The following is a 24,138-nucleotide window of genomic DNA, read 5'->3' on the forward strand; positions in this document are numbered from 1 at the left end:
GATGAGTGGTTAGATATTTATAATTATGAGCGACCTCATGATTCACTTGGCGATATGACACCAATTGGCTATCTTGAGGCTGCATAAAATTCTATGAAATAGCTGTACTAAATTGGGTGGAGTTACACTTCAACACCAACGATTAGCCAAGGTGCATCTCCCGTCGTTTTACGCTCTAAGTGCCATATTTCGTGGATAGGTTCCTCTTGCATGTCGCCGAGATCACGATATTTTCCAGTAAACTTAATGCTTACTTCCCAAACGTCAGGACGTGTATCAGCACGAACTAACTCAGCGTCAACAAACATCACCTCAGTGTTAACGTCACCTTGTTGCTCTCGTTCACGCTTGAACTCTTCAACCAACTCTGGGCTCAAGTATTCAGAAACCGTCGAAAAGTCGTTGTTATTCCAAGCGGTTTGGATGGTTTGATAATGCTGTCTTGCGCCTTGTAAAAAGCCATTGATGTCAAAATCTCTCGGCAAATTCATAGGCACGCTACTTGCGCCAAAACCACCGCCAATTGGTCCTTGGCTTTGAAATTGCTGTGGTGGAGTATTGTTGTAGCCACCCATAGGTGGCGCGCCGGCATAAGTTGGCTGCTGTTTTCTTGCAAGCATGCCCTTAACCAATTTGAAAATTAAAAAGGCAGCAGCGGCAAGCAGAATCATCTCAAGGAATTGGAATCCTTCAAAATCATCGCCAAGCATCGCGGCAATTAGACCACCGGCTAGTAATCCGCCAAGTACACCGGCCATAATGCCTTTTTTACTCGATTTAGGCTTTGCTGTAGATTTTGCATTTAATGCTTGTGTATCAGTTTGTTGCTTTTGCTGAGTCGTTTGCGTTTGCTGGGTTTTGCCTGAGCTCTTACTACCAAACTTCTTTCTCGCTTCAGCATTAAAACTGGCTGTAAATAAAAAAGAAACAAGGGAAAGTAACACAATGAAATGTTTCATAAAGTTCCTATATACCAAAATAACTGTCGCCATTGTAAAGAACTAACATGGCTATTTAAATAGGTATGTACCTCAATTAAATTTGTATTTTGAGAGGTTTAGTAAGGATATTGAGACACCGCCCCAAAGGGTGGGGCGGTAGCATTATAACCAGCGAAGTGAGCTTGTCACTTCTGATTGGAAGGTTTCAATTGGCGCACCTCGGTTTGCCACCAGTATGGTATTGGCTTTACCATCATGGGCAATTAAGCCCTCAAAGCGGCTATCACCAAAACTATCTTTGCCGTCAATCGTACTTTGTTGACCTGCTGGCACGACAAAAACCGTGAGTGGACCAAATTCGGATTGCATAACCAAGTGAAGGCTTTTTTGACCTTTAAAATTACAAAATGTCGCGTAAACCACTTTACCCGGCAAGTTGTCGAACTTACCCCCAAACATCGCGAGTTTCTCATTCACGGTTTGCAGTGACACTGTTTCTTGCTTCTGCAGTGCATTTTCTTCGTAATACACATGAGCAAGCGCATGTTCACCGGTATCGACAGGGTGTCCAAAACCGCCAAAGTAAAAGACCACGGCGGCAAAAAATACACTGGCGGCAATCGCAAATGGTGCGGTAGCGCGTCTAAACCAAGACGCTTTCACCACTTTTTGTTCTTCCGTTTCAAGCTCCTTTTGTTTTGCAATTATCTTGTCAGCCAACCCCTCTGGCACATCAATATCGAGTGATTTACCCAAGAAATCGTCGAAAGCTTGCATTTCTTCGACCAGTACTTGCAACTCAGGTTGCTGTTCGGCCTGTTTTTTGACCTCTTCATCATGAGGATCAGCAACGAGGCGGCGTCGAAATTCGAGTTCATCCATTAGTTTGATGCCCCCTTTATTGGTTCATATTCAGTCGTTAAAGCGTCTTTCAGCTGGTTTCGAGCACGGTATAATCTTGTCATCACCGTGTTTTTATTCAGCTCAAGTATATCGGCGATTTCATCCCCAGAACATCCCATCACCACTTGCAGAAGCAGTGGTTCACGATATTCTGGTGCTAAGTTGGCTATTTGTCGTTGCACAACGGTTTGCTCCATTGCATCATCCAAAGCCGAACTGGTATCGTCGACCAGCGTATCTTGTTCAACCTCCGCATAGTCAAATTGCTTACGCTCAAAACGACGTGCATTCTCTCGTCTTAAAATAGTTAATAACCAAGGCTTTGCTGCATTCTCATCTTGTAATGAATCGAGTGCGCGCCAAGCCCGCAAAAAAGTTTCTTGTACTAAGTCTTCTGCTATTGTCGGATCGCCAGACAACCAATAAGCGAACTTATATAGCTCTTTGTGGTACATCCGAACCAGTGACTCGTAGTGATGTTGTTTACTGGCCATATCTATGAGACCTATCTTTTTGCAGGTTTATTTCAACAAAAACTCATTTTATTTTAGTTGATTCTGGGAGTGTATCTCACACCAAGCATAATTGATCTGTTAATTATTTACTAACAAATCTAATTCGTCTTGCAATAAAAAAGCGCCCTGAGGCGCTTATTGGTATAGATTACCTAAACTTTGGCTTTTATTTGTGTGAACAGTGCTTTTAACACTGGTTTTAACTTCACCATATAGTTGAGACAAGTCTACTTTTTCTCTATTGCCTCCATACAACGAGCTTTGCAGCGTTTGTACTTGTGCTCGCAATGAGCTGGGTTGAAGTGCTAGCCATTGTGCCATGGTGATATTTTGTTGTTTGATGTAGTGCAGTAGCGCTTGATAAAAGCCCGCTGGGTTATCTTGCTTAACCGCTTTTTCAAACGAAATAAAAGGTGCTGAATTTTCATCAGTGACCGTATTTACTATGGGGCTTGCGGTCGGTTTTGTTCTTAGACGCCATATTAGTAATGTTATTAGCCATAATGCGTATCCGAAAGCGGCGAGTCCCCACATCCACAGCGGGATAATTTGTTCTGTGACCACGTTGGTTTGCGTAGCAGGTGATGGGTTTACGCTTGGGCTTGAAAGCGGCTGCTGGATTGGAGCTGTCTGTGGTAAAGTAGGCTGGTTTGGATCGAGAATCACGCTGATAGACTTACTTGGTAACGTCGCAAACTCTTCACGTTTAGTGATTGTATTAAACCAGGGGAGTTTTACTTCGGGCAGAGTAAAATCACCTGCAAGTTGCGGTAGGTAAGCAAATGAAATGGTTAACTGTGAGATGACTTTCCCATCTCGGGTAATTTGCTTGCGCTCTGACGCGTCTGGATAAATTCTAAATCCATTAACGTCTTCAAGCTGAATGTCAGGAAGCTGCTCTTTAGTAACACCTACTGCAGTGAGTGTTAATGTTCGCGTAATAGGCGTTCCAACGGTAAATTCAGCGTCTTTGGGCTGCCACTCTTCAGAAAAATTTAAATACTCACTTGGTAACCAGTTGTCAGCAGCGTTGGCTGGGATAGGGGACACTGAAAAATCGATGGTATTGCCAACCGCAGAAGTTGCCATTCTACGATAGCCATCTCTGATCTGCCCGTTGAAGATAGGTGGTTCAATAGTGAAATTGCCACTCTTTTGCGGTTGGATCATGTATTCTCGGGTGAGCACCATGAAACGTCGGCCATCTATAACTTCATATTCTTCATGGCCTTTGCCCAATTGTGTGAAGTTAGCACCGTCTGAAACTGGAGCACTTAGTTGGCCATCTAGTAACTCCTTTCCTACATATAGTTTAAGGGTATAGAGCGCAGCCTGTTGAACATATAGGTTTTTTGTCTTGAGTTCGGTTTTTACGAATATATCGTTGCTTTGCTGTTCATCATCACGAGCGACAACTTTGATTTCGATCGGCTGGGTCGTTTCACCATCTACCTCTAGCGCAGGAATGGTGTAAGTACCCGGAGTGCGCGCAACGAGCTGCATCTGCCAGGTAGTGGAACTTGAAACGCTGCCATTAATAATACTGGTTCTAGAGCTAGTATTTACAGGGCTGGTGACAAAATCATTACTAAGCGCTGAAACATCCGGAATGGTGCCTTTGACCTTACCCTCAGCGATAATCGACAACGTGAAATATTCGCCTGTCAGTACCGGGTTTTTGTCTACGCTTGCTGTGAGATTATCCAAAGCCAACGATGTCTGGCTTAATATCAACAAAGACAGAAAAAGTATAATGCGTTTTACCATGATTTTTCAGCTCCCCTTGGCAGACGTCTTTGTTTACGTTGTTGTGCTTCTAATTGCATTTTATTTCTCAATAATATGGCTGGATCATCAGGTACTTTTCTAAGCAGTTGATTAAGCTGTTGCGCTTTCTCAATTTCTTCAGGGGTAAGTGGCCGACTATCTTGCATCATTGCTGCCTGTGCCTTTTCTTCATCCTGCGGTGATTGTTCGGGATCGGGCGTAGGTGCGGCTTGCGCTTGCTGTTGTTTTTGCTCTTGAGTTTGTTCCTCGGCTGCTTGCTGGTCTTGGCGGGCAGCATCTAGCTCTGGCTCGTTGTTATTTTGTTCTGACTCACTTCCTGCTTGTGAATTCTGTTGGTCTTGCTGACTTTGTTGGTCTTGCTGACTTTGTTGGTCTTGCTGACCTTGTTGGTCTTGCTGACCTTGTTGGTCTTGCTGACCTTGTTGGTCTTGCTGACCTTGTTGGTTTTGCTGACCTTGTTGGTCTTGCTGACCTTGTTGGTCTTGCTGACCTTGTTGGTCTTGCTGACCTTGTTGGTCTTGCTGACCTTGTTGGTTTTGCTGACCTTGTTGATCCTTTAACGCTTCGACTAGCGCTTTATTATCCTTCGCTTGCGTAAACTCAGGATCTAAGGATAAGGCTTTTTCGTAGGCAGAAATCGCGTCGTCTAACTTACCAAGCCGTGCTAGTGCATTGCCTAAATTGTATTGGCCTTCTGCTGAGCTTGTTTGTTCGAGTGTTTTTACCGCTCCTTCGTAATCTCCGGCTTTATAAAGGGCTGCGCCTTTTAGTACCGGATTATCGGCAAGGGCTGCCTCATCAAACGCTTCATTTTGGTAGGCCTGCAGTGCGTTTTGGTCGCTATTTTTAAACCACTGTGTCCATTCATTCGCCAGCGCTTTTTGCTTTGGCAACATGGCAAAAACAATCAAAGTACTGAGCATAACAGCATGATTTCTAAGCAGTAGTAGTGCGAGTGGGATAAGTGCAACCAGCAGATATATTCCAGCATCTACTCGCCACTTAGCATTTTCTCTGTCCCGTTTTACCACAGATGTATTTGCATCCAAATTAGGTTCGAATGTATCTATATCGCTACTGTCAGTTGTGTAGCTGGCAAACTTTCCACCCTTTACTCTAGCGAGTTTTTCGAGTCGAGTAGGGAATAGTTTTGGCACGACTATTTGACCATATTGGTCTTTTAAAAAGCCGCCTTCAGGTAATTTGATGGGGGCGCCTTGCGCCGTGCCTAAGGCATAGATACTTAGCTTAAATGGGCTGTCAGAAAGGAGGCTTTGCACATCTTCAGCGTCTTCTTGCTCAAGTCCATCGGTTACCAAAATAATGTCACCATAGGTTGCACTTGCACCTGTTAACAAGCTAACTGCTTCTTCGATGCCTGCATACACGTTTGAGCCTTTTGAGGGCATGATCTCTGGACGAAGGCTCGGGATCAAATTCTCAAGTGTGGTGACGTCCGTTGTGAGTGGCGACACGGTAAATGCATCACCTGCATAGGCAACTAAACCCGTCTCGCCTTCTTTAAAAAGCTTGAGCATATCTAAAGTTTTAAATCTCGCTTGTGTTAAGCGGTTTGGCGCGAGATCGGTTGAGTACATAGAATAAGACATATCGAGCACTAACACTCTAGGTGCTTGAGTTTTAAATACTGGTACTTCTTGTTTTTCAATACTTGGTCCCGCAACCGCAATAATGGCCAACAAAAAGAACACAATACTAAGCCAAGAGTTACTTTGTTTTTGGTGTTTTTGACCACTGGATCCCATCACCACCTTCATCAGGTGCGGTGCGATAAGTTGCGCTGATTTTTGATTGGACTTTTTAGACCATTGCAGTGCACTGTATATCACCCAAGGAATAAGTAACCAAAGCAGATGTGGGCGAATAAATTCAAATTCCATATATTTACCCTCTTAATTTTGTTCTTAATACGAGACTTAGCTGAGCCACAAAAAGCAAGCCGAGTATCGCGAGGAGAGGAATATAAAACAGTGAAATCTTAGGACGGAAAGTCTGTGTTTCATCACTTATTGGCTCTAGCTCATCGAGCATAGCGTAGATCTGTTGTAGGCCTTCCACGTCTTTTGCGCGAAAATATTGCCCACCAGTTTCTTTGGCGATATGTTGCAACGTTTTCTCGTCGATACTACTACCGGCCATTGAATTAAAGCCAAATAAACCAAAACCGCGTCTACCATCAGAGCCAACACCAACGGTATAAATTTTTATGCCTTCTTCTCGGGCTAAGATCAGTGCTTCTTCTGGTTGAAGGTTGCCCGCGGTGTTTTGACCATCGGTCAGCAAAATCAAGATTTTGTTACTTTGTTCACGTTCACCAAAACGCTTTACCGACAAACCAATAGCATCGCCAATCGCTGTGGCGCGTCCAACTAAACCAATTTGTGCCTCACTAAGCATTTGGCTAACCGTCGCTAAATCTCGGGTGAGTGGCGTTTGCAAAAACGCGGTGTCACCAAAAAGAATAAGACCTAGACGATCTCCTTGGCGCGCTTCGATAAAGTCGCTAACAACGGCTTTGACGACAGACAACCTGTCAACTAAACGACCTTGGTATTCCATATCTTGCTCTGTCATTGAAGCCGACAAATCAACGGCTAGCATAATATCGCGCCCCTCGTTTGGCACAACGATTGGGTCGTCAAGCCAAGTCGGGTTTGCCGCTGCGGTTACCAGTAGTAGCCAGATGAGTGTTTCTACTAGGCTTACTTTTGCGCGTTTATTGAGTTGATTTGTGCTCGCGAGTTGTAACTTTGCGGCACTTGGCATACGAATATTGATGTTGGTCTGCGCCATACTCGGTTTAAACTTCGCAATTAGCCAAGGCAGAGGTAACAATAAAAAGGCAAGGGGCCAACTAAACTCAAACATCGAGACGCTCCTTCACTTTGAAGGTATTAATCGCACGACATAGTTTATCGCTGAGTGCGGGGTCTTGAGTCGGAGCATATAACGAGTCGAGCTCTTGCTGAGTGAGTTCAACGCGTGTGAGCCTTGCTTGCAGCGTTAACCATTCTTGGCCCGATCTACTCGCAGCGGTATCACCGTAATAATGTTTTACTAAACGTTTGAGTATGGTGTGTAATGCTTGGGCATTATCCTGCGAATGACTCAGTTTTACGGCTTCCTTTTTTGCCTTTAAAAATTGCTGGCGACGATATAATAGCCAACACGTAGCCCCAAATATTGTGAGTAGAACACAAATGGCTCCCCACATTGGATAAGAAAGTGGCCACCAGCTCACGCTTTGAGGGATGACCACATCATTAAGCTGGTCGAGTGGATTGACTTGCATTTAACCCCTCATGATTTGTAATTCGATTGGTAATGACGCATCGTACTTTTGTAACGACATGCCAGAGCGCTTAAGTAGCGCTAATCTTCGATTGAAAAAGTCAGACGCATTTTGCGAGAATTTGTCTCTAAATTGCTTGTCCATCAAGGGCAATGTCCAGTTTTGTTCACCAGCAGAGACCTCAATTGCTTGACTGTATTCAGGCAGATGATGCTCAAAAGGATCGCTTACCATACAACCAATGACTTCGTTATGGCGAGTGGCTCGCTCTAGCAATTTAAAGCTTTCATCATTCAACTCCGTAAAGTCCGAAATGAGATAAATCAGGCTGCCAGGTTTGGCTAGATGCACAAGTCGTTTTAAATTCTCATTGAAACGATCCCCCGAGGGGTGAGTCTCTTTTTGAATTAATGCTTGTTCGTGTAGGGCACAGAACTGATGAGCTAGCGCAAGCACTCCACGGTCGCGAGCAATCGGTTTTAGCTCGTGGTGATTGCTGTCATTAAATACCACACCACCAACACGGTCGCCGCGTTGGCATGCAGCCCAAGACACTAAAATGCCTAAGTGCGCAGCAAGTACTGACTTAAGTAACAGCGTTGAACCAAATAGCATGCTTGAGGAAAAGTCACAAAATACAAAAACGGGTCGCTCTTTCTCTTCTTGAAAGAGTTTCGTGTGTGCTTCACCGGTACGCGCGGTAACTCGCCAGTCAATCGCACGAATATCATCACCATATTGGTATTGTCTGACTTCAGCGAACTCCATACCCCGACCTTTATGCGGTGCAAGGTATTGACCTGATTGAGCACTTTTCACTTTTCCTCTCGGTTTAAGCGAAAGTAAATGCGCTTTGGACTTATAAAAAAGTAGCTCTTTCAGGCTGAGTTCGACACCATTACTGTGGCTTTCATTAAACCAGCTGGCCGAGTTAAACTGCTTGATGTCGTTCATAGTATTATGGAACAGCAACCAATTCTAAAATCTTACTGATCACCTGATCTTTGGTGATCCCATCGGCCTGTGCTTCATAACTCAGCACGATACGGTGGCGTAGCACGTTATGCACCACAGCTTGAATATCTTCTGGTGTGACAAAATCTCTGCCTTGTAGCCAAGCATGAGCACGAGAACATTTATCAAGTGCAATTGTAGCTCGAGGACTCGCGCCATAATCAATCCAACTCGCAAGTGTTGCATCAAAGCGTTGTGGCTGTCTGGTCGCAATAATTAATTGTACAAGATATTGCTCCAGAGGCTCAGCAAGGTGCATGCTTAGTACGGTTTTACGGGCCTCAAATAGGGTTGCTTGACTGATCGGTGTGAAGGTCGCTTGGTACTCCTCCAACGCCTCGCCACGAGTGAGGCGCAAAATATCGACCTCGGTTTCTGCATCCGGATAATCGATATTCAGATGGAGTAAAAAGCGGTCAAGCTGTGCTTCAGGTAGCGGGTATGTACCTTCTTGTTCAAGCGGGTTTTGCGTTGCCATTACCATAAACAGCTCAGGTAACGGATACGTTGTTTTGCCAACGGTTATTTGGCGCTCGGCCATTGCTTCTAGTAGCGCTGATTGCACTTTGGCTGGCGCTCGGTTGATTTCGTCAGCCAAAATCAAATGATGAAAAAGCGGGCCTTTCTCAAATACAAATTCATTGGTTTGTTGGCGATAGATATCTGTACCAGTTACATCAGAAGGCAATAAGTCAGGGGTAAATTGGACGCGTTGGAAGCTCCCTTCAATGCCTTTAGCTAGCGCATTTACTGCGCGGGTCTTAGCTAGACCTGGGGGGCCTTCAACCAATAAATGACCATCTGCTAAAAGCGCGATAAGCAAGGATTCGGTCAGTGCACTTTGTCCTAAAATTTGGGTGTCTAAATATTCTTTTAGTTGAGAAAACTCGTTTACTGCCATGAGACTGCCTTTTAAGCCGACAAAAATAAAAATAGTTATATGGACGCTGAATGAATAATCAAGTTGATTAGACCCATAATTTTAGAAAAGTTCATAAATTTTAAATAACAATTTCAAATACTTTGAGATTGCTTGAAAAAGCATCTAAAGTTGGTTTTCACGGTTTAAAAAGCAGCCATTTCGTGCTTTGCTATTGGCAACTTCGATTTGGTTGTTTAGAATCGGAGGAAATTAACAGGTCAGACCTGTCAGCGGGAGAGCAAAATTCATGTCTGAACAAAACATACTAAAAACATCAAAAGGCGACCGAATCGCTATCGTGAGCGGCCTGCGTACGCCATTCGCAAAGCAAGCTACCGCTTTTCACCACGTTCCAGCCCTAGATTTAGGCAAAATCGTCGTCAACGAAATGCTTGAGCGTTTGAACTTCGATCGTAAAGAAATCGACCAACTGGTATTCGGCCAAGTTGTACAAATGCCGGAAGCACCAAACATTGCGCGTGAAATCGTGCTTGGCACTGGCATGCCCGTTTCTGTTGATGCTTACTCTGTATCACGTGCATGCGCAACCAGTTTTCAAGCGATTGCTAACGTTGCAGAGAGCATTATTTCAGGCCAAGTAAGTGTCGGTGTTGCTGGTGGTGCGGATTCTTCATCAGTGTTACCGATTGGCGTGAGCAAAAAGCTTGCCGGTAGCCTTGTTGACTTGAACAAAGCACGTACGCTTAAACAGCGTTTACAGATTTTCTCAAAGCTAAGACTCAAAGACTTACTGCCAGTGCCACCGGCAGTTGCGGAATATTCAACTGGCTTATCAATGGGGCAAACCGCTGAGCAAATGGCTAAGACTCACGGGATCAGCCGTGCAGATCAAGATGCGATGGCGCACCGTTCACATACCTTAGCTGCAAAAGCATGGTCAGAAGGCTTATTAAACAATGAAGTGATGGCTGCCCATGTTGAGCCATACAAAAGCTTTATTGATAAAGATAATAACATCCGTGAAAACTCCTCATTGGAAAGCTACGCCAAGTTAAAGCCTGTATTTGACAGACAGCACGGCTCAGTAACTGCAGCAAATGCAACGCCACTGACCGATGGTGCAGCGGCAGTATTAATGATGAGCGAAAGCAAAGCAAAAGCGCTTGGCTACGATATCTTAGGTTATGTGCGTAGTTTCGCCTTCTCTGCAATCGGCGTACACGAAGATATGTTGATGGGTCCTGCACATTCAACGCCTGTAGCACTTGACCGAGCGGGTATTACCCTTGCTGATCTTGACCTGATAGAAATGCATGAAGCTTTCGCAGCGCAAGCGCTGTCCAATATGAAAATGTTTGGCTCAGACAAATTCGCGCAAGAAAAACTTGGTCGCAGTAAAGCAATTGGCGAAATCGACATGGATAAGTTTAACGTGCTTGGTGGTTCACTTGCATATGGTCACCCATTCGCAGCAACCGGTGCACGCTTGATCACGCAAAGCTTACATGAGCTTAAACGCCGCGGCGGTGGTCTTGCATTGACAACTGCCTGTGCTGCAGGTGGTCTTGGAGCCGCATTCGTATTGGAGAGCGCATAATGTCAGTATTTTCTTATGAATTAAACGACCATAAAGTCGCCATCGTTACAATCGACGTGCCGGGCGAAAAAATGAACACCCTACGTGATACATTTGCTGATGAATTATTAGAGATCATCGCAAAGAGTAAGCAAGACGACGTAACGGGTATGGTTTTTATCAGTGGTAAAGACGATAACTTTATAGCGGGTGCAGACATTAAAATGTTAGACAGCGCTAAAACCCGTGATGATGCGCTCGCGATTTCGGAAATGTGTCATAAAACCTTTTTTAAATTGGCTGATTTACCATTCCCAACCGTTGCCGCGATCCACGGTGTAGCACTGGGGGGCGGCTTGGAGTTTGCGCTGGCTTGTGATTACCGTGTTTGTACCGAAGACAGCAAGACTAAACTGGGTCTTCCTGAAGTACAGCTTGGTCTATTGCCAGGTGGTGGCGGTACACAGCGTCTACCAAAATTAGTTGGTATTCAAAAAGCACTTGAATGGATGCTAACTGGTAAACAAGTTCGACCTAAGCAAGCGAAAAAAGCGGGCCTAGTTGACGATTCCGTGCCGCACAGTATTTTACTCGACGTAGCGGTGAAGCTTGCGAGAAAAGGTAAGCCTAAGCCTCGCAAACCGAATTTAGACAAAATTAGCCAATTGCTAGAGTCTAACCCGTTCGGACGCAATATCATTTTCAAAAAAGCACAAGAAAATGTTGAGAAGAAAACGGGTGGTCACTATCCAGCGCCGTTCGCTATCATCAAAGCGGTACGTGCATCTGTAGAGCTGGACAAGCTTAAAGGTTATAAAACCGAAGCCGAGGGTTTTGCTGATTTAGTGATGTCTGAAGTATCCCGCTCGCTACGTGGGATTTTCTTTGCGACAACGGAAATGAAAAAGGATTTCCAAGGTGAAGATCTTGCTCCTGTGCAGCGTGTTGCAGTGCTAGGCGGTGGTTTAATGGGGGCGGGTATTACCCATGTTAGTGCGGTTAAAGCAGGCACACCAGTACGTATTAAAGATGTTGCGCATCAAGGCATTAGCAACGCATTAAATTACAGCTATAAGATCCTAACTCAACGCCAAAAGCGACGTATTATTTCAAAGGCAGAGATGCAGTCAACTTTGAATATGATCACGGGGACAACAGATTACTCTGGTTTTAAACACACAGACATGGTGATTGAAGCCGTATTTGAAGACTTAGACCTTAAACAGTCGATGGTAGCGGATATTGAACGCGAATGCAGTGAGAGTACGATATTTGCAAGTAATACGTCATCATTACCAATCGGCCAAATCGCGGCAAAAGCAACGCGTCCTGAAAACGTAATTGGTTTGCATTATTTCTCGCCAGTAGAAAAAATGCCGCTGGTGGAGATCATTCCGCACGATACCACCAGTGATGAGGTTATTGCGCGCACTGTGGCGTTTGCTCGCAAGCAGGGGAAAACCCCAATCGTAGTAAAAGACAAAGCTGGTTTTTACGTAAACCGTATTCTGGCTCCTTATGTCAACGAAGCGGCAAATCTTTTGCTTGCCGGTGAGCCGATAGAGAAAATCGATCAAGCCTTGGTTGAGTTTGGTTTCCCTGTTGGTCCTCTTGCGCTTCTTGATGAAGTAGGTGTAGACATTGGCTCTAAGATTGCGCCAATCCTAGAAAAAGAATTAGGTGCTCGCTTTAAGGCGCCGGATGCTTTTGCACGTATGATAGATAGCAAACGTCTTGGTCGCAAATCTGGTCGTGGTTTCTATACCTATGAAGGTAAAAAAGGCAAGCAAGTGGACGAGTCAGTTTATGAGTTACTCGGTGTCACGCCTTCTCCTAAATTGAATAAACAAGAAATTGCGAACCGCTGCGTTGCACAGATGCTCAATGAGGCTGCTCGCTGTCTTGATGAAGGTATTATTCGTAATGCAAGAGATGGTGATATCGGTGCTATTTTTGGCATTGGTTTCCCACCATTCTTGGGCGGCCCATTTAGTTATATGGACAAAAAAGGCGCCAATAAGGTGTGTTCAGAGCTATCAACATACGCTGCTGACAACCCTGTATTTACACCTGCGGAGCCGCTACTCGCAATGGCCGAAGAAGGCAAAGCTTATTACGAGTAACGATACCAATTTATCTTAATTGAAAATATCCTATCTGTAAGCCGCTGTAATGCGGCTTTTTTCGTTCTCTGGTCTAGACTTAGTAGCTGTAATGGTATGTAACTTTTGTACCATCGACATGGATTCTACAGCACCTAGACGGCCTCTAATTTCTTCTTTTGCTTACTGCACTCTAGGATTTGCTGAATTTGGACAGCAGAGTATATGAATAAACGTATTTTTTTGCAGATCAGTGGCTTAGTTATATTTACTATTTTGGTGAGTGGTGGTCTATTTTATTGGTCCACTTTGTTAAACCACTCCATTTCCTCATTTCATCAGTCATGGCAATCAGAAACTGAAGTTGCAATTAAACGTGCCGAGCTGCTAGCTGAGCTAGAGCGTAGTTTTGGTTATAACGGCTTTATTCATCACTTCAAAAATTATGTACTACGTCAAGATGAGATTTATTACGAACAGGCTTTAGCTGATGTTGAAGCCACCAAAGCGACCATCTTAAAATTGCAAAGTACGGCGCTAAGCAGTCAAGAGACAAAGGCATTAGCCGTTATTCAACACACCTTTGATGAATATACACAAATGCTTGCGCTTGCTAAGTCAAAATTTACATCAGGTAGGTTGAGCTCTGAAGTGGTGGACCGCTTAGTGAGAGTAGATGACACTGACGCAGAAGTTGCATTTAACTATTTGCGTAAGTTGATTGGAGAAAAATTTGAGCTTGCAAAGCAAAATCAATCTGTAAAGCTTGCTCAAACCCAAGAGTTGAGTAACACCGGTGTATTGTTGTTACTACCAATAGTCTTGTTGTTTGCTTGCTTAAACATCTTCACGCTCATTTTTGTGGTTAAACTTATCAACGAGAAACGAAAGTTATTCAATTCTACTCCTGATGCCATTTTATATTGTGACAAAGACGGTAGGCTTAAAGAAGTCAATAAGGCGTGTACTGACTTGTTTGGTTATCAACCTCAAGAACTACTAGGTATGAAGGTTGAAGACCTCATCCCAGAACGGTATACCGGTAAACACGTCGCGGACAGAGAAAAGTTCCAAGGTACCTCTACGATGCGCAGAGTGACGCATGATGGCCTTAAAATTGTAGGGCGACATCAATCAGGTGTGGAGATCCCGGTGGATATCGCGTTATCCACGGTGTCCGTCTCTAAAAATGATGTTTTCATTGCGGTGATCCGAGATTTACGTCAAGAACAAGAATTGAAGAACCGAGCTGAACTGGATTTCTTAACTCAGGTTATGAATCGCAGAAAGATTGAAGCGCTGCTGAAAGAAGAAGTGCAGCGGGCCATACGTTATCATCGAGCGCTATCGCTACTGGTAATCGACGTTGATCATTTTAAACAATTAAATGATACCGCAGGACACCAAGATGGTGATAATGCATTGAAGGAAGTTGGGCAGTTTCTAAGAGAGCAAGCACGCCCAAGCGACCATATTGGACGATGGGGCGGTGATGAATTTGTGATTATCTGCCCTGAAACTCGGCCGGATGCCGCGCTTAATTTTGCACAACGACTGGTGCATGAATTTACCCGTTTCACCAGTTTTGGACTGACATTTAGCATTGGCGTCGCGGGGTACGAGCTTATTGGCGAAAGCTTTAATCACAAACGATGTTTTGAAGAAGCTGATTTAGCCCTCTATGAGTCGAAAAAGTCAGGTCGAGATCGTGCTTCGCTTTATATCGCGCCACGCAGCTCGTTGGACAAAAAGGCATAGTCTAAAACGAGATCTTTTACTTTAGCCGCTAAAAACTTTACAATTTGCGCCCAGTTTAGACTTGTGGCGGATGTTGATGCATAAAATAGAAGACCTCATTGCTGTTTTTAATGGGTTATTCCTGCACACGCTCAACACGGAGCTGGTAGTGGGCGACGACGAGCCCATCTATCTACCTGCAAATGAATCATACCCTCATCACCGCATTATTTTTGCTCATGGCTTTTATGCTAGTGCTTTGCATGAAGTTGCGCACTGGCTTGTTGCGGGTGAAGCGCGTCGTCAACTCGAAGATTACGGCTACTGGTATTGTCCCGATGGACGAGATAAAGCGCAGCAGCTCGAATTTGAAAAAGTGGAAGTGAAACCACAAGCGATTGAGTGGGCGTTAAGCGTCGCAGCTGGTTTTTCATTTAATGTTTCCGTTGATAACCTCAACGGTGAACAAACTTGCCGTTTCAGCTTTCAACAACGGGTGCATCAGCAAGTGCTAGCTTTATTAGAAAGCGGATTTAATACCAGAACAACTCAACTACTCAACGCATTACGCAATTTTTATAATACACCTTGGCCTTTACGCCAGCAGCAATTTAACTGGGATATCCCGACAGAGCTAAGCATGGAGTTTGACGATGCAATTTAAGCTTGGACTTATCATCAATCCTTTAGCTGGACTTGGTGGGAGCGTTGCACTAAAAGGTAGCGATGGCGCAGAAACAGCTCAACAAGCTTTGGCGTTAGGTGCAGAGCCTCGCGCTAATCAGCGAGCAAAAACGGCTTTAACACAACTGCTTTCACATCAAGAAAATATCGAAATATACACTGTTAATGGTGAGATGGGGGAGCGTACGGCAAAAGAGCTGGGTTTTAACACCCAAGTGATTTATCAAACTCAAAGTACGGCAACTCGTCCTGAAGATACCGAGACCGCAGCGCAAATGATGCAACAGCATGGTGTCGATTTGATTTTGTTTGCTGGTGGCGATGGTACTGCCCGCAACATTTGCCACGCGGTGGGTGATTCATGTCCTGTACTTGGGATCCCTGCTGGGTGCAAAATTCATAGCGGCGTATACGCGATAACGCCAAAAGCAGCAGGTAGAGTCGTTGAACTTTTGGTTACCGGAGAGCTCGTCTCCATTGGCGAAGCCGATGTGATGGACATTGATGAAGCAGCATTTCGTGAAGGGACTGTGCGCGCTAAGCGATTTGGTGAAATGCAAGTGCCGACCGAGCTGAGATATGTACAAGCGGTGAAAAACGGTGGTAAAGAAAGCGATGAATTAGTGTTAGCCGATATCGCTGCCTACGTGGTTGCCGAAATGGAAGAAGATGAAACCTACATTATGGGGTCTGGTTCTACCGTTGCAGCAGTGATGGAAGAGATGGGACTTGATAATACACTTCTAGGTGTTGATGTTGTAAGGGACCAAGCGCTGATCGCCCAAGATCAAACTGCGCAGCAATTGTTGTCGCTTGCTGATAACAAAACAAAGCTAGTGATCACATTAATTGGTGGGCAAGGACATATTTTTGGCCGCGGTAATCAGCAGCTAAGTCCTAACCTCATCAAAAAAATCGGCAAAGATAATATTATCCTTATCGCCACAAAATCGAAATTAAAGGCCTTAAATGGTCGTCCTTTAATTGCTGATACCGGTGACGAACAACTTGATGAGTCCTTAGCTGGATTTATTAAAGTGATCACTGGGTTCAATGACCATGTAATGTACGCCATAGGCCATCAAGAATAATTTAGGAATAACTATGTCTTTAGTAGAATATGTAGAGAAAGCGCAGCAGTTTTTTGATGAGCTTGTTGATAGAGCGAGCGATGATGAATTATTTGCTGGTGGCTATTTACGCGGTCACTTTGATTTAGCGGTAGGCTATGCACAAGTAGAGGAAGCAGATCTTTCGATTGATGAGCTAAATGCCAAAGTTGAAAGCAGCTTGGTAAAAGCATACCGAAATGGAGAGCTAAATGACGATGATAAAGCGCACGTGGTTTCTATTTGGGAGCAGGTGCAAAATCTAAAATAACCGCACCTCACCTGAGAGTAGCAGATGCTAGGGCCTGTTGACCTTTGCTGTTTGATTTTTGTTCACCTGAGTGTGCTTTGATCGCGACGCTCGACTTGCCGCCTAGTAATCTAGGCAAGAGTTAAGCAACAATGAACAAAGCGCACTCAGGTGAACCCAAAGGGCAGCGCTTGATTAGCATTTCTACTGTGTTGCCCCACAAGGATGTGGGGTAAGGTGACTTTGCAGGAGCACAAAGTCTTTATCGCCTGACTCACATAGAATAACTATGCTACGCAGGCTCTGCCTTGTATAAATACCAATCAAACTGCTGCAAAAACAAACTTGAAAGATAAACAGGCCCTAGAAGTCTAATTTGCATCTGCTACTCCGCCTCGCTTGGCTTTACATCAAAAATCGCCAATAGATGAATAACAGTGCAAAGCCCACTAAATAAATCAGCCCCAGTCCCGTCAAAATCTTGGTGTACATTGGTTGACTGCGATAGATCTCACCTTTCACTAATCCTAAATTCATCCAAGCAAAGATAGGAGTAGTGACAAACGCTGAGCTCATGGCAAACATTAGCATGCTCTTTAAGTCGGCTTTAAAAAACAGCACTACGGCCATACCAAGCGTTGCTTGTAGCAATACAATGAGCGTGTAACTCTTTTTCGTTGTGTTCGGTCGTAACAGCTGAAGTGATTCACTAAGCACTCGGGAGTAGCCATCTAACACTGTGATCGTTGTTCCAAACATACACAAAAATGCGACGCCAGCAATTAGCCATCTGGCCCATTCGCCGATTGTATTGGCATACATATCAATGAGCTGCTGTGAGAACGCAACACCAGCGAGTTCCACAGGCTTATCTTGACCGTATTGCATTAGCATACCCAGTAAACAAAACACGACAGCAAGACCCAGCGTAACAAAATATCCCACCTTGAAATCCAGTAGGATCTGGCCACTTGTTAGTGATTGTTTAGCCATCTTCGTCTTTAGCCAAGAGGAATTAATGGCTGAAATCTCGATTGGTGCGGGCATCCAACCCATTAAGGCAACTAAAAAGCCCAGTAACGCGATGTCGTACGGGGATATCGGATCAATGGGAGCTGGATGGGCCGGTCCATTATTAGCCGCAATGGCAAGTGCTATGATAGTGGAAATTGTCAAAATTATCATCACCCATTTGCTTGTTACATCGAGTATTTTGTAGTGTCCAACCAGTAAGATTGCCAAGCAACTAGTCAAAAGTATAAAGCTTAACAATTCAATATTTATTGGAAATGGCAGCGAGTAGCTCAAGAGACTTGCGGTAAGTAATAGCACACCCGCGGTATTTACAATGGCTGCGAAAATATTGAGTAGCACAAAAACCTTAAATCCGAAGCGGTAATGTGCGTGATAACCTTCGACGACACTATGCTTAGAGTGGCTTGTGTACTCGACTGCATATTTAAAAAAGGGATATTTGAGCAAATTAACAACAACTATTAACCAGATCAATTGACTACCAAATAGTGCTCCAGCCTGAGTTGATGAAACGAGATGTGAACCACCGATAGCAGCAGTTGCCATTAATATTCCAGGCCCAAAGATGGCAAATTTGCCTTTAAGAGATAGCAGCGCTGGCAATGTAAATTCCTTAAGTTTTTTTATTTTAATTTTGCTGCCAGTCTACGAAGTTTTAAGAATTGCCGCAACAGTGTCGTTGAGTCGCATTTCACAGGCGATGTTGAGTGTGAGATAACTAGTTGCTTACCCCATCCTGCTCTAAGAAGTATTCATCTAGGTCTTCTTTGATGTCCTGATAATCATCTTCATCTAAATTTAAAACCTTCAATACATCCGCTTTCATTAAGTGCCAATCAGGCGCTGCAACAAAACGTTTATTGATATGTACAAAATTTTCCGCCATTTTTAGAGCAGAGAAAGCTAATTTCTGTTCTTCATCTTTACAGTTCCCCAAAAACTCGGGGTCATGATGGCATAAAATCATCTGACAAATACTTTGTGGCAAGTTCCAGGAAGCCGCGAGAAAGTAGCCGATAATAGCGTGATTGGTCTCGTACTTTTCTTCTTCGTGTTCGACTAACAGCTTGTCATAATCTTTGTTAGCGGCAATGAGCGTTTCCATATAATCGGGGTAATTTACTGCCATAGCGGCAATCCCTGCGTCGTGAAATAAGCCTAGTAAGTGCAAGTTTTCGATAGGAACACGCGATTTAAGTTTATTACCAATCACCATGATACTATCCGCGATGTCTGAAGCGTTATCCCAAAACCGCTCCAAACTGATACAACATTTACGTTGGTCAAAGGTTTGTTTGAGCAAAAAGCCGGTCACCAGCTTACTAATAGAGTCTAGACCTAGAAAGACGACAGCCTGTTTTACATCAGTGACCGTTCTTGCCAAGCCGTATAGGGGCGAGTTGATGATTTTTAGCACCGCGGCTGAGGTGCTGACATCATGAGCGATAATAGAAGCGATGTCGTTCAGATCTGGATCTGCTGTAGCAAGTGCTGCTTGCAATTCGCTTATCAGCGCAGGTTTAGGTGGTAAATTGAAACCATGTTTGACGTCAGCTAACACTTTGTCGTCTAGATCTATCATCTAAAAATCCTTAATTTCAGACATATAAAAAGCATAGCGTAAATTCTTTATTGAACACTGACTTGAGACAAAAAAATACCAAGTCGGCTACTAATTCGGCAAAGTGTCTCGTCAATAGGCACGTTTTCTTGCTTAACATGTAAATATTAAGTTATGGTTAAGCAATTTTTTTCTTAGGGCAATGGTATGCACGAAACACAACAAGCGAACTCGCAAAACTCTGCGATCACCCGTTTTTTAAACGGGATTGAGCGGGTGGGGAATAAACTCCCTGATCCTGCAATCATTTTCTTATCAGCAATGTTGCTGATTTGGCTGCTATCTTGGTTATTTTCAGGCGTAGAATTTAGCGCTATTGATCCAAGAACCAATCAGGCGATTGTCGTTCACAATTTATTAGACCCAAATGCGCTTGCCGGATTTATGGCAACGATGGTAAAAACCTTCACGGGATTTGCGCCATTAGGCGTTGTGCTAGTTGCTATGCTAGGTGTGGGTGTTGCTGAACATTCTGGCTATATTAATACTGGCCTTAAAATCATGCTTAAACGCACGCCTCAAGCACTACTAACTCCTTCTATTATTCTTATCGCAATTGTAAGCCACACGGCGACAGACGCTGGATACGTGTTAGTTATTCCGCTTGCTGGTGTTATTTTCTATGCGATGGGAAGACATCCTCTTGCGGGTATTGCTGCGGCATTTGCTGGTGTAAGCGGCGGATTTAGCGCGAACTTTATTCCTTCTGGTATCGATCCGTTGCTACAAAGCTTTACCCAAAGTGCAGCGCAGATCATCGATCCAGAAATCGCGATTAACCCGCTAAATAACTGGTTTTTCACTTCAGCATCGAGTTTATTCATTATTTTATTAGGTTGGTATATCACCGATAAAATCATAGAGCCAAGACTAAAAGCGACTGAAATTGACGGCGATACCGATAGTTTGCCTTCGTTTGATGAGATCACAAGCAAAGAAAAGAAGGGCTTTGTGGTGGCGTCTATGGTGATGTTAGCAGGTATCGCGTTATTGGTTTATGCATCAAGCGGTGAAGATTCAGCACTACGCAGTCCGTCGGGTGCTTTAACTGATTTTAGTGCACCGTTAATGCAATCAATTGTGCCACTTATTTTCCTACTGTTTTGGATCCCAGGTGCGGTATACGGTTTCGTTGTTGGTACGTTCAAAACTTCAAAAGACATGATTGATGCCATGACTAAAGCCATGAATAGCATGTCTTACTATATTGTTATGGCGTTTTTCTGTGCACTTTTTATCAGTGCCTTCAGCCATTCAAATTTGGGCGCACTGCTTGCTATTGAAGGGGCACAAATATTAAAGGCATTGGCGCTTCCAAGCTATGTTACCGTGGTTGGTATTATCTTCCTCACCGCATTTGTAAACCTATTTGTAGGGTCAAGCTCTGCGAAGTGGGCGTTGTTGGGGCCGATTTTTGTTCCGATGTTAATGCAATTGGGGATTTCACCAGATTTAACACAAGCGGCTTATCGTGTTGGTGATTCCGGCTCAAATATAATCACGCCGCTTATGCCTTACTTCCCGTTGGTTGTGGTTTACTGCCAGAAATACGTTAAGTCGACCGGGATAGGCACTTTGATAGCGATGATGTTGCCTTACTCAATTGCCTTTTTGATTGGTTGGAGCATCTTCTTATTGATCTATTGGATGCTTGGTATTCCGCTAGGTCTACAAGCAAGTTATACATACCCTGCTGGTATGTAATTTTAGGTTAAGTAAAAAAAGCGCTGTTCAGTAAAGTGACAGCGCTTTTTATATACTGCTATTTGTTCTGCGCCTTACGCGGCCTTATACCAATTGAATTAATTCTCCAATCAATTTGAAGAGTGAAATATCATATTAGCTTCGTTAAAAATTTCTCATTTAGAACAACTAAATAGCAAAATTTTTGCCTTGCTACTAAAGCTATTTCCCCGCTTCAAAATAGCTCATTTACTTAATACAATTGGTATTATTGATACCCAGCCAAGAAAATGAGCGATGTAAAAATGCCCCAGCGCCTGTTGTAATGCATTCACCATGGGAAATAACAATATATTGGGGTTGCCATGCGGCCATTTTTGAAAAACAGGCTCGGGCTTGCTGCTTCCCAAACATAAACGAAGTTCGCCAGTCTATGGGGGTTTTACCGTTAGGGCTAATAATCCCGGTGATTTTCGCTAATACTTTTTTAAAACCGGAGAAGTGATTAGGGTGAAAGTTTTCGATAAGATCCGTCAAAATTAATGTGTCACTCTCTTTGTGGAAGAATACGACTTCTTCCATAACCGCGCTGCCTTTAAAAATGAGTTGATCAATATCTTCTTGCCACTCGGGTTCTGCAATGTTGCCCAGTTGGCGCTGAAAAGTAAGATCAGGACGTTTTTTGTCGACACCTGGAGAAGCAAACATAATTGCATATGGGAACTTCTCCTGCCAATCTCCCATAAATAGGTGGTGTAGTTTATTTGGAGAAATTAGATATTTGACTTGCCCAAGTTGCGTCAATTCACGGAGTAATCCTGCCGTTAATTTTCCAGGAGAGTGCACCCATAATGCGCCAGAGGAAAGCTTTACTATAGTGCTTCGGGTAGTGTACGGCATGCCAAAGAATGGTACCGCGGGGCCGTTGTGGATCCAAATGTTTTTACCAATTGCAATTAATTCGCTCATCTGATTTCCTTACTCTTGCTAGCGTGGATAACTATATCAGGGAAGCTTTTTGTTTGAAATATAGCCTTATGCAAGTTGGTATGAAATTTATTTAAATCCTCGTATTAGCATACCTTATCATTAATCTTGGGCGCGTTGTTCAGTCCCATATCTCGCCATAAAAAGCGCAACGCTTTGCTCTACAATAAAGTCCATTTCCTCCATATTTGTGAGATCAAATCCATAAAGCCGTGGGTAAAAGATAAAAGACTTGAGTTGATATAAGAACTGTTGTGCTGCGAATGCCTGATGTTCGATATACAGTGCACTATTCGCAACTGCATCTGCTAAAAACGTTTCTAAATAACGCATACAACCTACTTTACTGTTATTGAAATGCGCAGCCAATGTAGGATTTTGCAACAACTCGATAAATGCCACGCGAGCCACTTTGATAAATGATTCAGAAGTGAGCAGATTGACTTCTCGTAAAGCGATTTCTTGAAGTTGTTTTGCAATCGAGACATCGGGTCGATATTGATAAATATCACCTTGGTCAACTTGAAGCATCATGTGTTCAAGTACGTTATACAGTAGTAGCTCTTTGGTCTCAAAGTGATTATAGATCGTTCGTTTAGACACTTCAGCGTGCTTTGCGATGAGATCCATACTGGTATTTTGAGCACCGTGCTGAGCAAATAATTGCTGCGCAGCTTCTAGAATTTGCAGTCGCTTTCTTTCTGATTGTTTCATTTTCTCTATTACAGGCAAGGGAATATCTACAAGTGGATACTCCGTATTTTAGCAAAACTAAAATAAATTACACTGCTTAGTTTACTTTCTATTTTTCATATGTAAACTACACTGTGTAGTTTACTTTTGGTGGTTATATGAAAAAGCGAACATGGTTTGGATTGATTGTGGTCTTGCTGATAGGAGTAGGAGGAATTATGGCTTCTAATTTAAATGCTGCGGTAAATCAAGGTGGGTATTCATCAACCCAATATAGTGATGGTAAATTTCATAATACTCATGAAACGAATAAAACGAGCCTAGGTAAGACGCTGGAAATTTTTTGGCGCTTTTTTACCGAACAAAAAGTCAATACGGTGCCGAAGGTTGATATGCCAATAAAAGAGCTCACAGAGGCGAATTTAAAGGCACTTTCAGATACGCAAACTCACGTTATTAAACTGGGACACTCATCAGTACTCATTAAAGCGCAAGGGCAGTATCTTCTGATTGATCCCGTTTTTGCTGAACGAGCATCGCCATTTTCGTTTATTGGTCCAAAGCGTTTTCATCAACCACCGATTACAATTGAATCATTGCCTCAAATTGATAAGGTGCTGATTTCACATAACCATTACGACCACCTAGACAAGGAAAGCGTAAAGCGATTAGCAGACAGAGTGGGGGCATTTTATGTACCTTTGGGTGTAGAGGGGGATTTGCAAAAGTGGGGAGTTCCCGCTGAAAAAATAAAGCAGTTTGACTGGTGGCAGTTTGAAGAAACCGCTGAGTTAACACTCACCTTTACACCTACTCAACATTTTTCTGGACGTGGACTTGGAGATGCAAATAAAACCCTTTGGGGAGCGTGGGCTATTCGCACAGCAGACAAAAATATCTTTTTTAGTGGAGACTCTGGTTATTTTGCTGGATTTAAGGAAATAGGTGAACGGCTTGGTCCGTTTGATCTAACCTTAGTAGAGACTGGTGCCTATGATAAAGATTGGTCTGATATTCACATGACGCCAGAGCAAAGCGTACAGGCTCATATAGATTTGCGAGGAACGCATATGATCCCCATTCATAATGGTACCTTTGACTTGGCCTTTCACTCTTGGTTTGATCCGCTCGCAAGAGTGAAAATCGCAGCTGAGCAAAATCAAGTTGCACTGGTAACACCTGTTGTGGGTGAAGTATTGACGCTTTCAGAAACGCTATCAAGTAGCAGCTGGTGGGAAGCGTTGATGCCCTAATATCCGTATTTTAGTAATTGAATAAGGGCTAACGCATGAGGCTGAAACCCT

The 24,138-nt window shown here is 43.6% G+C and carries 21 protein-coding genes; 8 read left to right on the plus strand and 13 right to left on the minus strand.

Going from position 1 to position 24,138, the window contains the following annotated elements; genetic code table 11:
- Nucleotides 1-122: 122 nt before the first annotated feature.
- The 9 genes from L3V43_RS06650 to L3V43_RS06690 form a co-directional block, all read right to left on the minus strand.
- Entirely contained in the window at nt 123-959 is an 837-nt protein-coding gene (locus L3V43_RS06650; protein ID WP_237116394.1) for a Tim44-like domain-containing protein, read from the minus strand.
- A 144-nt stretch (nt 960-1,103) separates the two neighbouring features.
- The gene (locus L3V43_RS06655) at nt 1,104-1,823 is read right to left on the minus strand and encodes a DUF3379 family protein (protein WP_010605215.1); all 720 of its coding nucleotides are present in this window, start codon (nt 1,821-1,823) and stop codon (nt 1,104-1,106) included.
- Entirely contained in the window at nt 1,823-2,338 is a 516-nt protein-coding gene (locus L3V43_RS06660; protein ID WP_010605216.1) for a sigma-70 family RNA polymerase sigma factor, read from the minus strand. Before L3V43_RS06660 ends, L3V43_RS06655 begins: the two co-directional genes overlap by 1 nt.
- 156 nt (nt 2,339-2,494) lie before the next feature.
- Complete coding sequence (locus L3V43_RS06665) at nt 2,495-4,126, minus strand: BatD family protein (RefSeq protein WP_237116393.1); 1,632 nt, start codon at nt 4,124-4,126, stop codon at nt 2,495-2,497.
- Nucleotides 4,120-6,048 (minus strand): VWA domain-containing protein, encoded by a 1,929-nt coding sequence (locus L3V43_RS06670; RefSeq protein WP_237116392.1) that lies wholly within the window; start codon nt 6,046-6,048, stop codon nt 4,120-4,122. Before L3V43_RS06670 ends, L3V43_RS06665 begins: the two co-directional genes overlap by 7 nt.
- 4 nt (nt 6,049-6,052) lie before the next feature.
- Nucleotides 6,053-7,036, minus strand: a complete 984-nt coding sequence (locus L3V43_RS06675; RefSeq protein ID WP_237116391.1) for a VWA domain-containing protein — start codon at nt 7,034-7,036, stop codon at nt 6,053-6,055.
- Nucleotides 7,029-7,460, minus strand: a complete 432-nt coding sequence (locus L3V43_RS06680) for a DUF4381 domain-containing protein (RefSeq protein ID WP_099028509.1) — start codon at nt 7,458-7,460, stop codon at nt 7,029-7,031. The genes L3V43_RS06675 and L3V43_RS06680 overlap by 8 nt, the downstream gene beginning before the upstream one ends.
- Complete coding sequence (locus tag L3V43_RS06685; protein WP_237116390.1) at nt 7,461-8,414, minus strand: DUF58 domain-containing protein; 954 nt, start codon at nt 8,412-8,414, stop codon at nt 7,461-7,463. It abuts the gene before it with no gap.
- Between the two features lie 4 nt (nt 8,415-8,418).
- Complete coding sequence (locus L3V43_RS06690; RefSeq protein ID WP_010377722.1) at nt 8,419-9,375, minus strand: MoxR family ATPase; 957 nt, start codon at nt 9,373-9,375, stop codon at nt 8,419-8,421.
- Between the two features lie 268 nt (nt 9,376-9,643).
- Between L3V43_RS06690 and fadI the strand changes: the two genes are divergently transcribed.
- From fadI to L3V43_RS06720, 6 genes are all read left to right on the plus strand, one after another.
- Nucleotides 9,644-10,954, plus strand: a complete 1,311-nt coding sequence (fadI, locus tag L3V43_RS06695) for an acetyl-CoA C-acyltransferase FadI (RefSeq protein ID WP_010605222.1) — start codon at nt 9,644-9,646, stop codon at nt 10,952-10,954.
- Complete coding sequence (fadJ, locus tag L3V43_RS06700; RefSeq protein ID WP_237116389.1) at nt 10,954-13,056, plus strand: fatty acid oxidation complex subunit alpha FadJ; 2,103 nt, start codon at nt 10,954-10,956, stop codon at nt 13,054-13,056. The genes fadI and fadJ overlap by 1 nt, the downstream gene beginning before the upstream one ends.
- A 204-nt stretch (nt 13,057-13,260) precedes the next feature.
- Nucleotides 13,261-14,793: a sensor domain-containing diguanylate cyclase gene (locus tag L3V43_RS06705; protein WP_235368676.1), complete on the plus strand. Its 1,533-nt coding sequence runs from the start codon at nt 13,261-13,263 to the stop codon at nt 14,791-14,793.
- 76 nt (nt 14,794-14,869) lie between these two features.
- Nucleotides 14,870-15,436 (plus strand): elongation factor P hydroxylase, encoded by a 567-nt coding sequence (locus L3V43_RS06710; protein ID WP_102057912.1) that lies wholly within the window; start codon nt 14,870-14,872, stop codon nt 15,434-15,436.
- Nucleotides 15,426-16,547 carry an ATP-NAD kinase family protein gene (locus L3V43_RS06715; protein WP_102057913.1) on the plus strand — a complete coding sequence of 374 codons (1,122 nt, stop codon included), beginning with the start codon at nt 15,426-15,428 and terminating at the stop codon, nt 16,545-16,547. Before L3V43_RS06710 ends, L3V43_RS06715 begins: the two co-directional genes overlap by 11 nt.
- A gap of 13 nt (nt 16,548-16,560) precedes the next feature.
- Entirely contained in the window at nt 16,561-16,836 is a 276-nt protein-coding gene (locus tag L3V43_RS06720; RefSeq protein ID WP_010377735.1) for a YfcL family protein, read from the plus strand.
- 384 nt (nt 16,837-17,220) lie between these two features.
- Here L3V43_RS06720 and L3V43_RS06725 read toward each other — a convergent pair whose 3' ends face one another.
- Nucleotides 17,221-18,453 carry a divalent metal cation transporter gene (locus L3V43_RS06725; RefSeq protein WP_237116388.1) on the minus strand — a complete coding sequence of 411 codons (1,233 nt, stop codon included), beginning with the start codon at nt 18,451-18,453 and terminating at the stop codon, nt 17,221-17,223.
- Nucleotides 18,454-18,568: 115 nt separating this feature from the next.
- The gene (locus L3V43_RS06730; RefSeq protein ID WP_010605228.1) at nt 18,569-19,432 is read right to left on the minus strand and encodes an HDOD domain-containing protein; all 864 of its coding nucleotides are present in this window, start codon (nt 19,430-19,432) and stop codon (nt 18,569-18,571) included.
- A gap of 186 nt (nt 19,433-19,618) precedes the next feature.
- Here L3V43_RS06730 and L3V43_RS06735 point away from each other — a divergent pair, with 186 nt between their 5' ends.
- Nucleotides 19,619-21,175 (plus strand): AbgT family transporter, encoded by a 1,557-nt coding sequence (locus L3V43_RS06735; RefSeq protein WP_010605229.1) that lies wholly within the window; start codon nt 19,619-19,621, stop codon nt 21,173-21,175.
- Between the two features lie 228 nt (nt 21,176-21,403).
- On the opposite strand, the gene L3V43_RS06740 is transcribed toward L3V43_RS06735, so the two are convergent.
- Together L3V43_RS06740 and L3V43_RS06745 are read right to left on the minus strand one after the other, a co-directional pair.
- Nucleotides 21,404-22,123 carry a DUF4336 domain-containing protein gene (locus tag L3V43_RS06740; RefSeq protein ID WP_237116387.1) on the minus strand — a complete coding sequence of 240 codons (720 nt, stop codon included), beginning with the start codon at nt 22,121-22,123 and terminating at the stop codon, nt 21,404-21,406.
- Between the two features lie 120 nt (nt 22,124-22,243).
- Nucleotides 22,244-22,855, minus strand: a complete 612-nt coding sequence (locus L3V43_RS06745) for a TetR/AcrR family transcriptional regulator (RefSeq protein WP_237116386.1) — start codon at nt 22,853-22,855, stop codon at nt 22,244-22,246.
- Between the two features lie 197 nt (nt 22,856-23,052).
- Between L3V43_RS06745 and L3V43_RS06750 the strand changes: the two genes are divergently transcribed.
- A complete protein-coding gene (locus L3V43_RS06750) occupies nt 23,053-24,087 on the plus strand; it encodes an MBL fold metallo-hydrolase (protein WP_235368671.1) in 1,035 nt (344 codons plus the stop codon).
- The last annotated feature ends 51 nt before the right edge of the window (nt 24,088-24,138 follow it).

The organism is Pseudoalteromonas sp. L23 (assembly GCF_021728455.1).
Taxonomy (GTDB): Bacteria; Pseudomonadota; Gammaproteobacteria; order Enterobacterales; family Alteromonadaceae; genus Pseudoalteromonas.

What these genes read in the sequence shown, in the direction of transcription:
- fadI (WP_010605222.1), top strand. Translation starts at nt 9,644, where the DNA reads ATGTCTGAACAAAACATACTAAAAACATCAAAAGGCGACCGAATCGCT.
- L3V43_RS06655 (WP_010605215.1), bottom strand. Translation starts at nt 1,823, where the DNA reads ATGGATGAACTCGAATTTCGACGCCGCCTCGTTGCTGATCCTCATGAT.
- L3V43_RS06705 (WP_235368676.1), top strand. Translation starts at nt 13,261, where the DNA reads ATGAATAAACGTATTTTTTTGCAGATCAGTGGCTTAGTTATATTTACT.
- L3V43_RS06665 (WP_237116393.1), bottom strand. Translation starts at nt 4,126, where the DNA reads ATGGTAAAACGCATTATACTTTTTCTGTCTTTGTTGATATTAAGCCAG.
- L3V43_RS06720 (WP_010377735.1), top strand. Translation starts at nt 16,561, where the DNA reads ATGTCTTTAGTAGAATATGTAGAGAAAGCGCAGCAGTTTTTTGATGAG.
- L3V43_RS06680 (WP_099028509.1), bottom strand. Translation starts at nt 7,460, where the DNA reads ATGCAAGTCAATCCACTCGACCAGCTTAATGATGTGGTCATCCCTCAA.
- L3V43_RS06715 (WP_102057913.1), top strand. Translation starts at nt 15,426, where the DNA reads ATGCAATTTAAGCTTGGACTTATCATCAATCCTTTAGCTGGACTTGGT.
- L3V43_RS06660 (WP_010605216.1), bottom strand. Translation starts at nt 2,338, where the DNA reads ATGGCCAGTAAACAACATCACTACGAGTCACTGGTTCGGATGTACCAC.
- L3V43_RS06650 (WP_237116394.1), bottom strand. Translation starts at nt 959, where the DNA reads ATGAAACATTTCATTGTGTTACTTTCCCTTGTTTCTTTTTTATTTACA.
- L3V43_RS06740 (WP_237116387.1), bottom strand. Translation starts at nt 22,123, where the DNA reads ATGAGCGAATTAATTGCAATTGGTAAAAACATTTGGATCCACAACGGC.
- L3V43_RS06750 (WP_235368671.1), top strand. Translation starts at nt 23,053, where the DNA reads ATGGCTTCTAATTTAAATGCTGCGGTAAATCAAGGTGGGTATTCATCA.
- L3V43_RS06710 (WP_102057912.1), top strand. Translation starts at nt 14,870, where the DNA reads ATGCATAAAATAGAAGACCTCATTGCTGTTTTTAATGGGTTATTCCTG.
- L3V43_RS06745 (WP_237116386.1), bottom strand. Translation starts at nt 22,855, where the DNA reads ATGAAACAATCAGAAAGAAAGCGACTGCAAATTCTAGAAGCTGCGCAG.
- L3V43_RS06670 (WP_237116392.1), bottom strand. Translation starts at nt 6,048, where the DNA reads ATGGAATTTGAATTTATTCGCCCACATCTGCTTTGGTTACTTATTCCT.
- fadJ (WP_237116389.1), top strand. Translation starts at nt 10,954, where the DNA reads ATGTCAGTATTTTCTTATGAATTAAACGACCATAAAGTCGCCATCGTT.
- L3V43_RS06735 (WP_010605229.1), top strand. Translation starts at nt 19,619, where the DNA reads ATGCACGAAACACAACAAGCGAACTCGCAAAACTCTGCGATCACCCGT.
- L3V43_RS06690 (WP_010377722.1), bottom strand. Translation starts at nt 9,375, where the DNA reads ATGGCAGTAAACGAGTTTTCTCAACTAAAAGAATATTTAGACACCCAA.
- L3V43_RS06730 (WP_010605228.1), bottom strand. Translation starts at nt 19,432, where the DNA reads ATGATAGATCTAGACGACAAAGTGTTAGCTGACGTCAAACATGGTTTC.
- L3V43_RS06675 (WP_237116391.1), bottom strand. Translation starts at nt 7,036, where the DNA reads ATGTTTGAGTTTAGTTGGCCCCTTGCCTTTTTATTGTTACCTCTGCCT.
- L3V43_RS06685 (WP_237116390.1), bottom strand. Translation starts at nt 8,414, where the DNA reads ATGAACGACATCAAGCAGTTTAACTCGGCCAGCTGGTTTAATGAAAGC.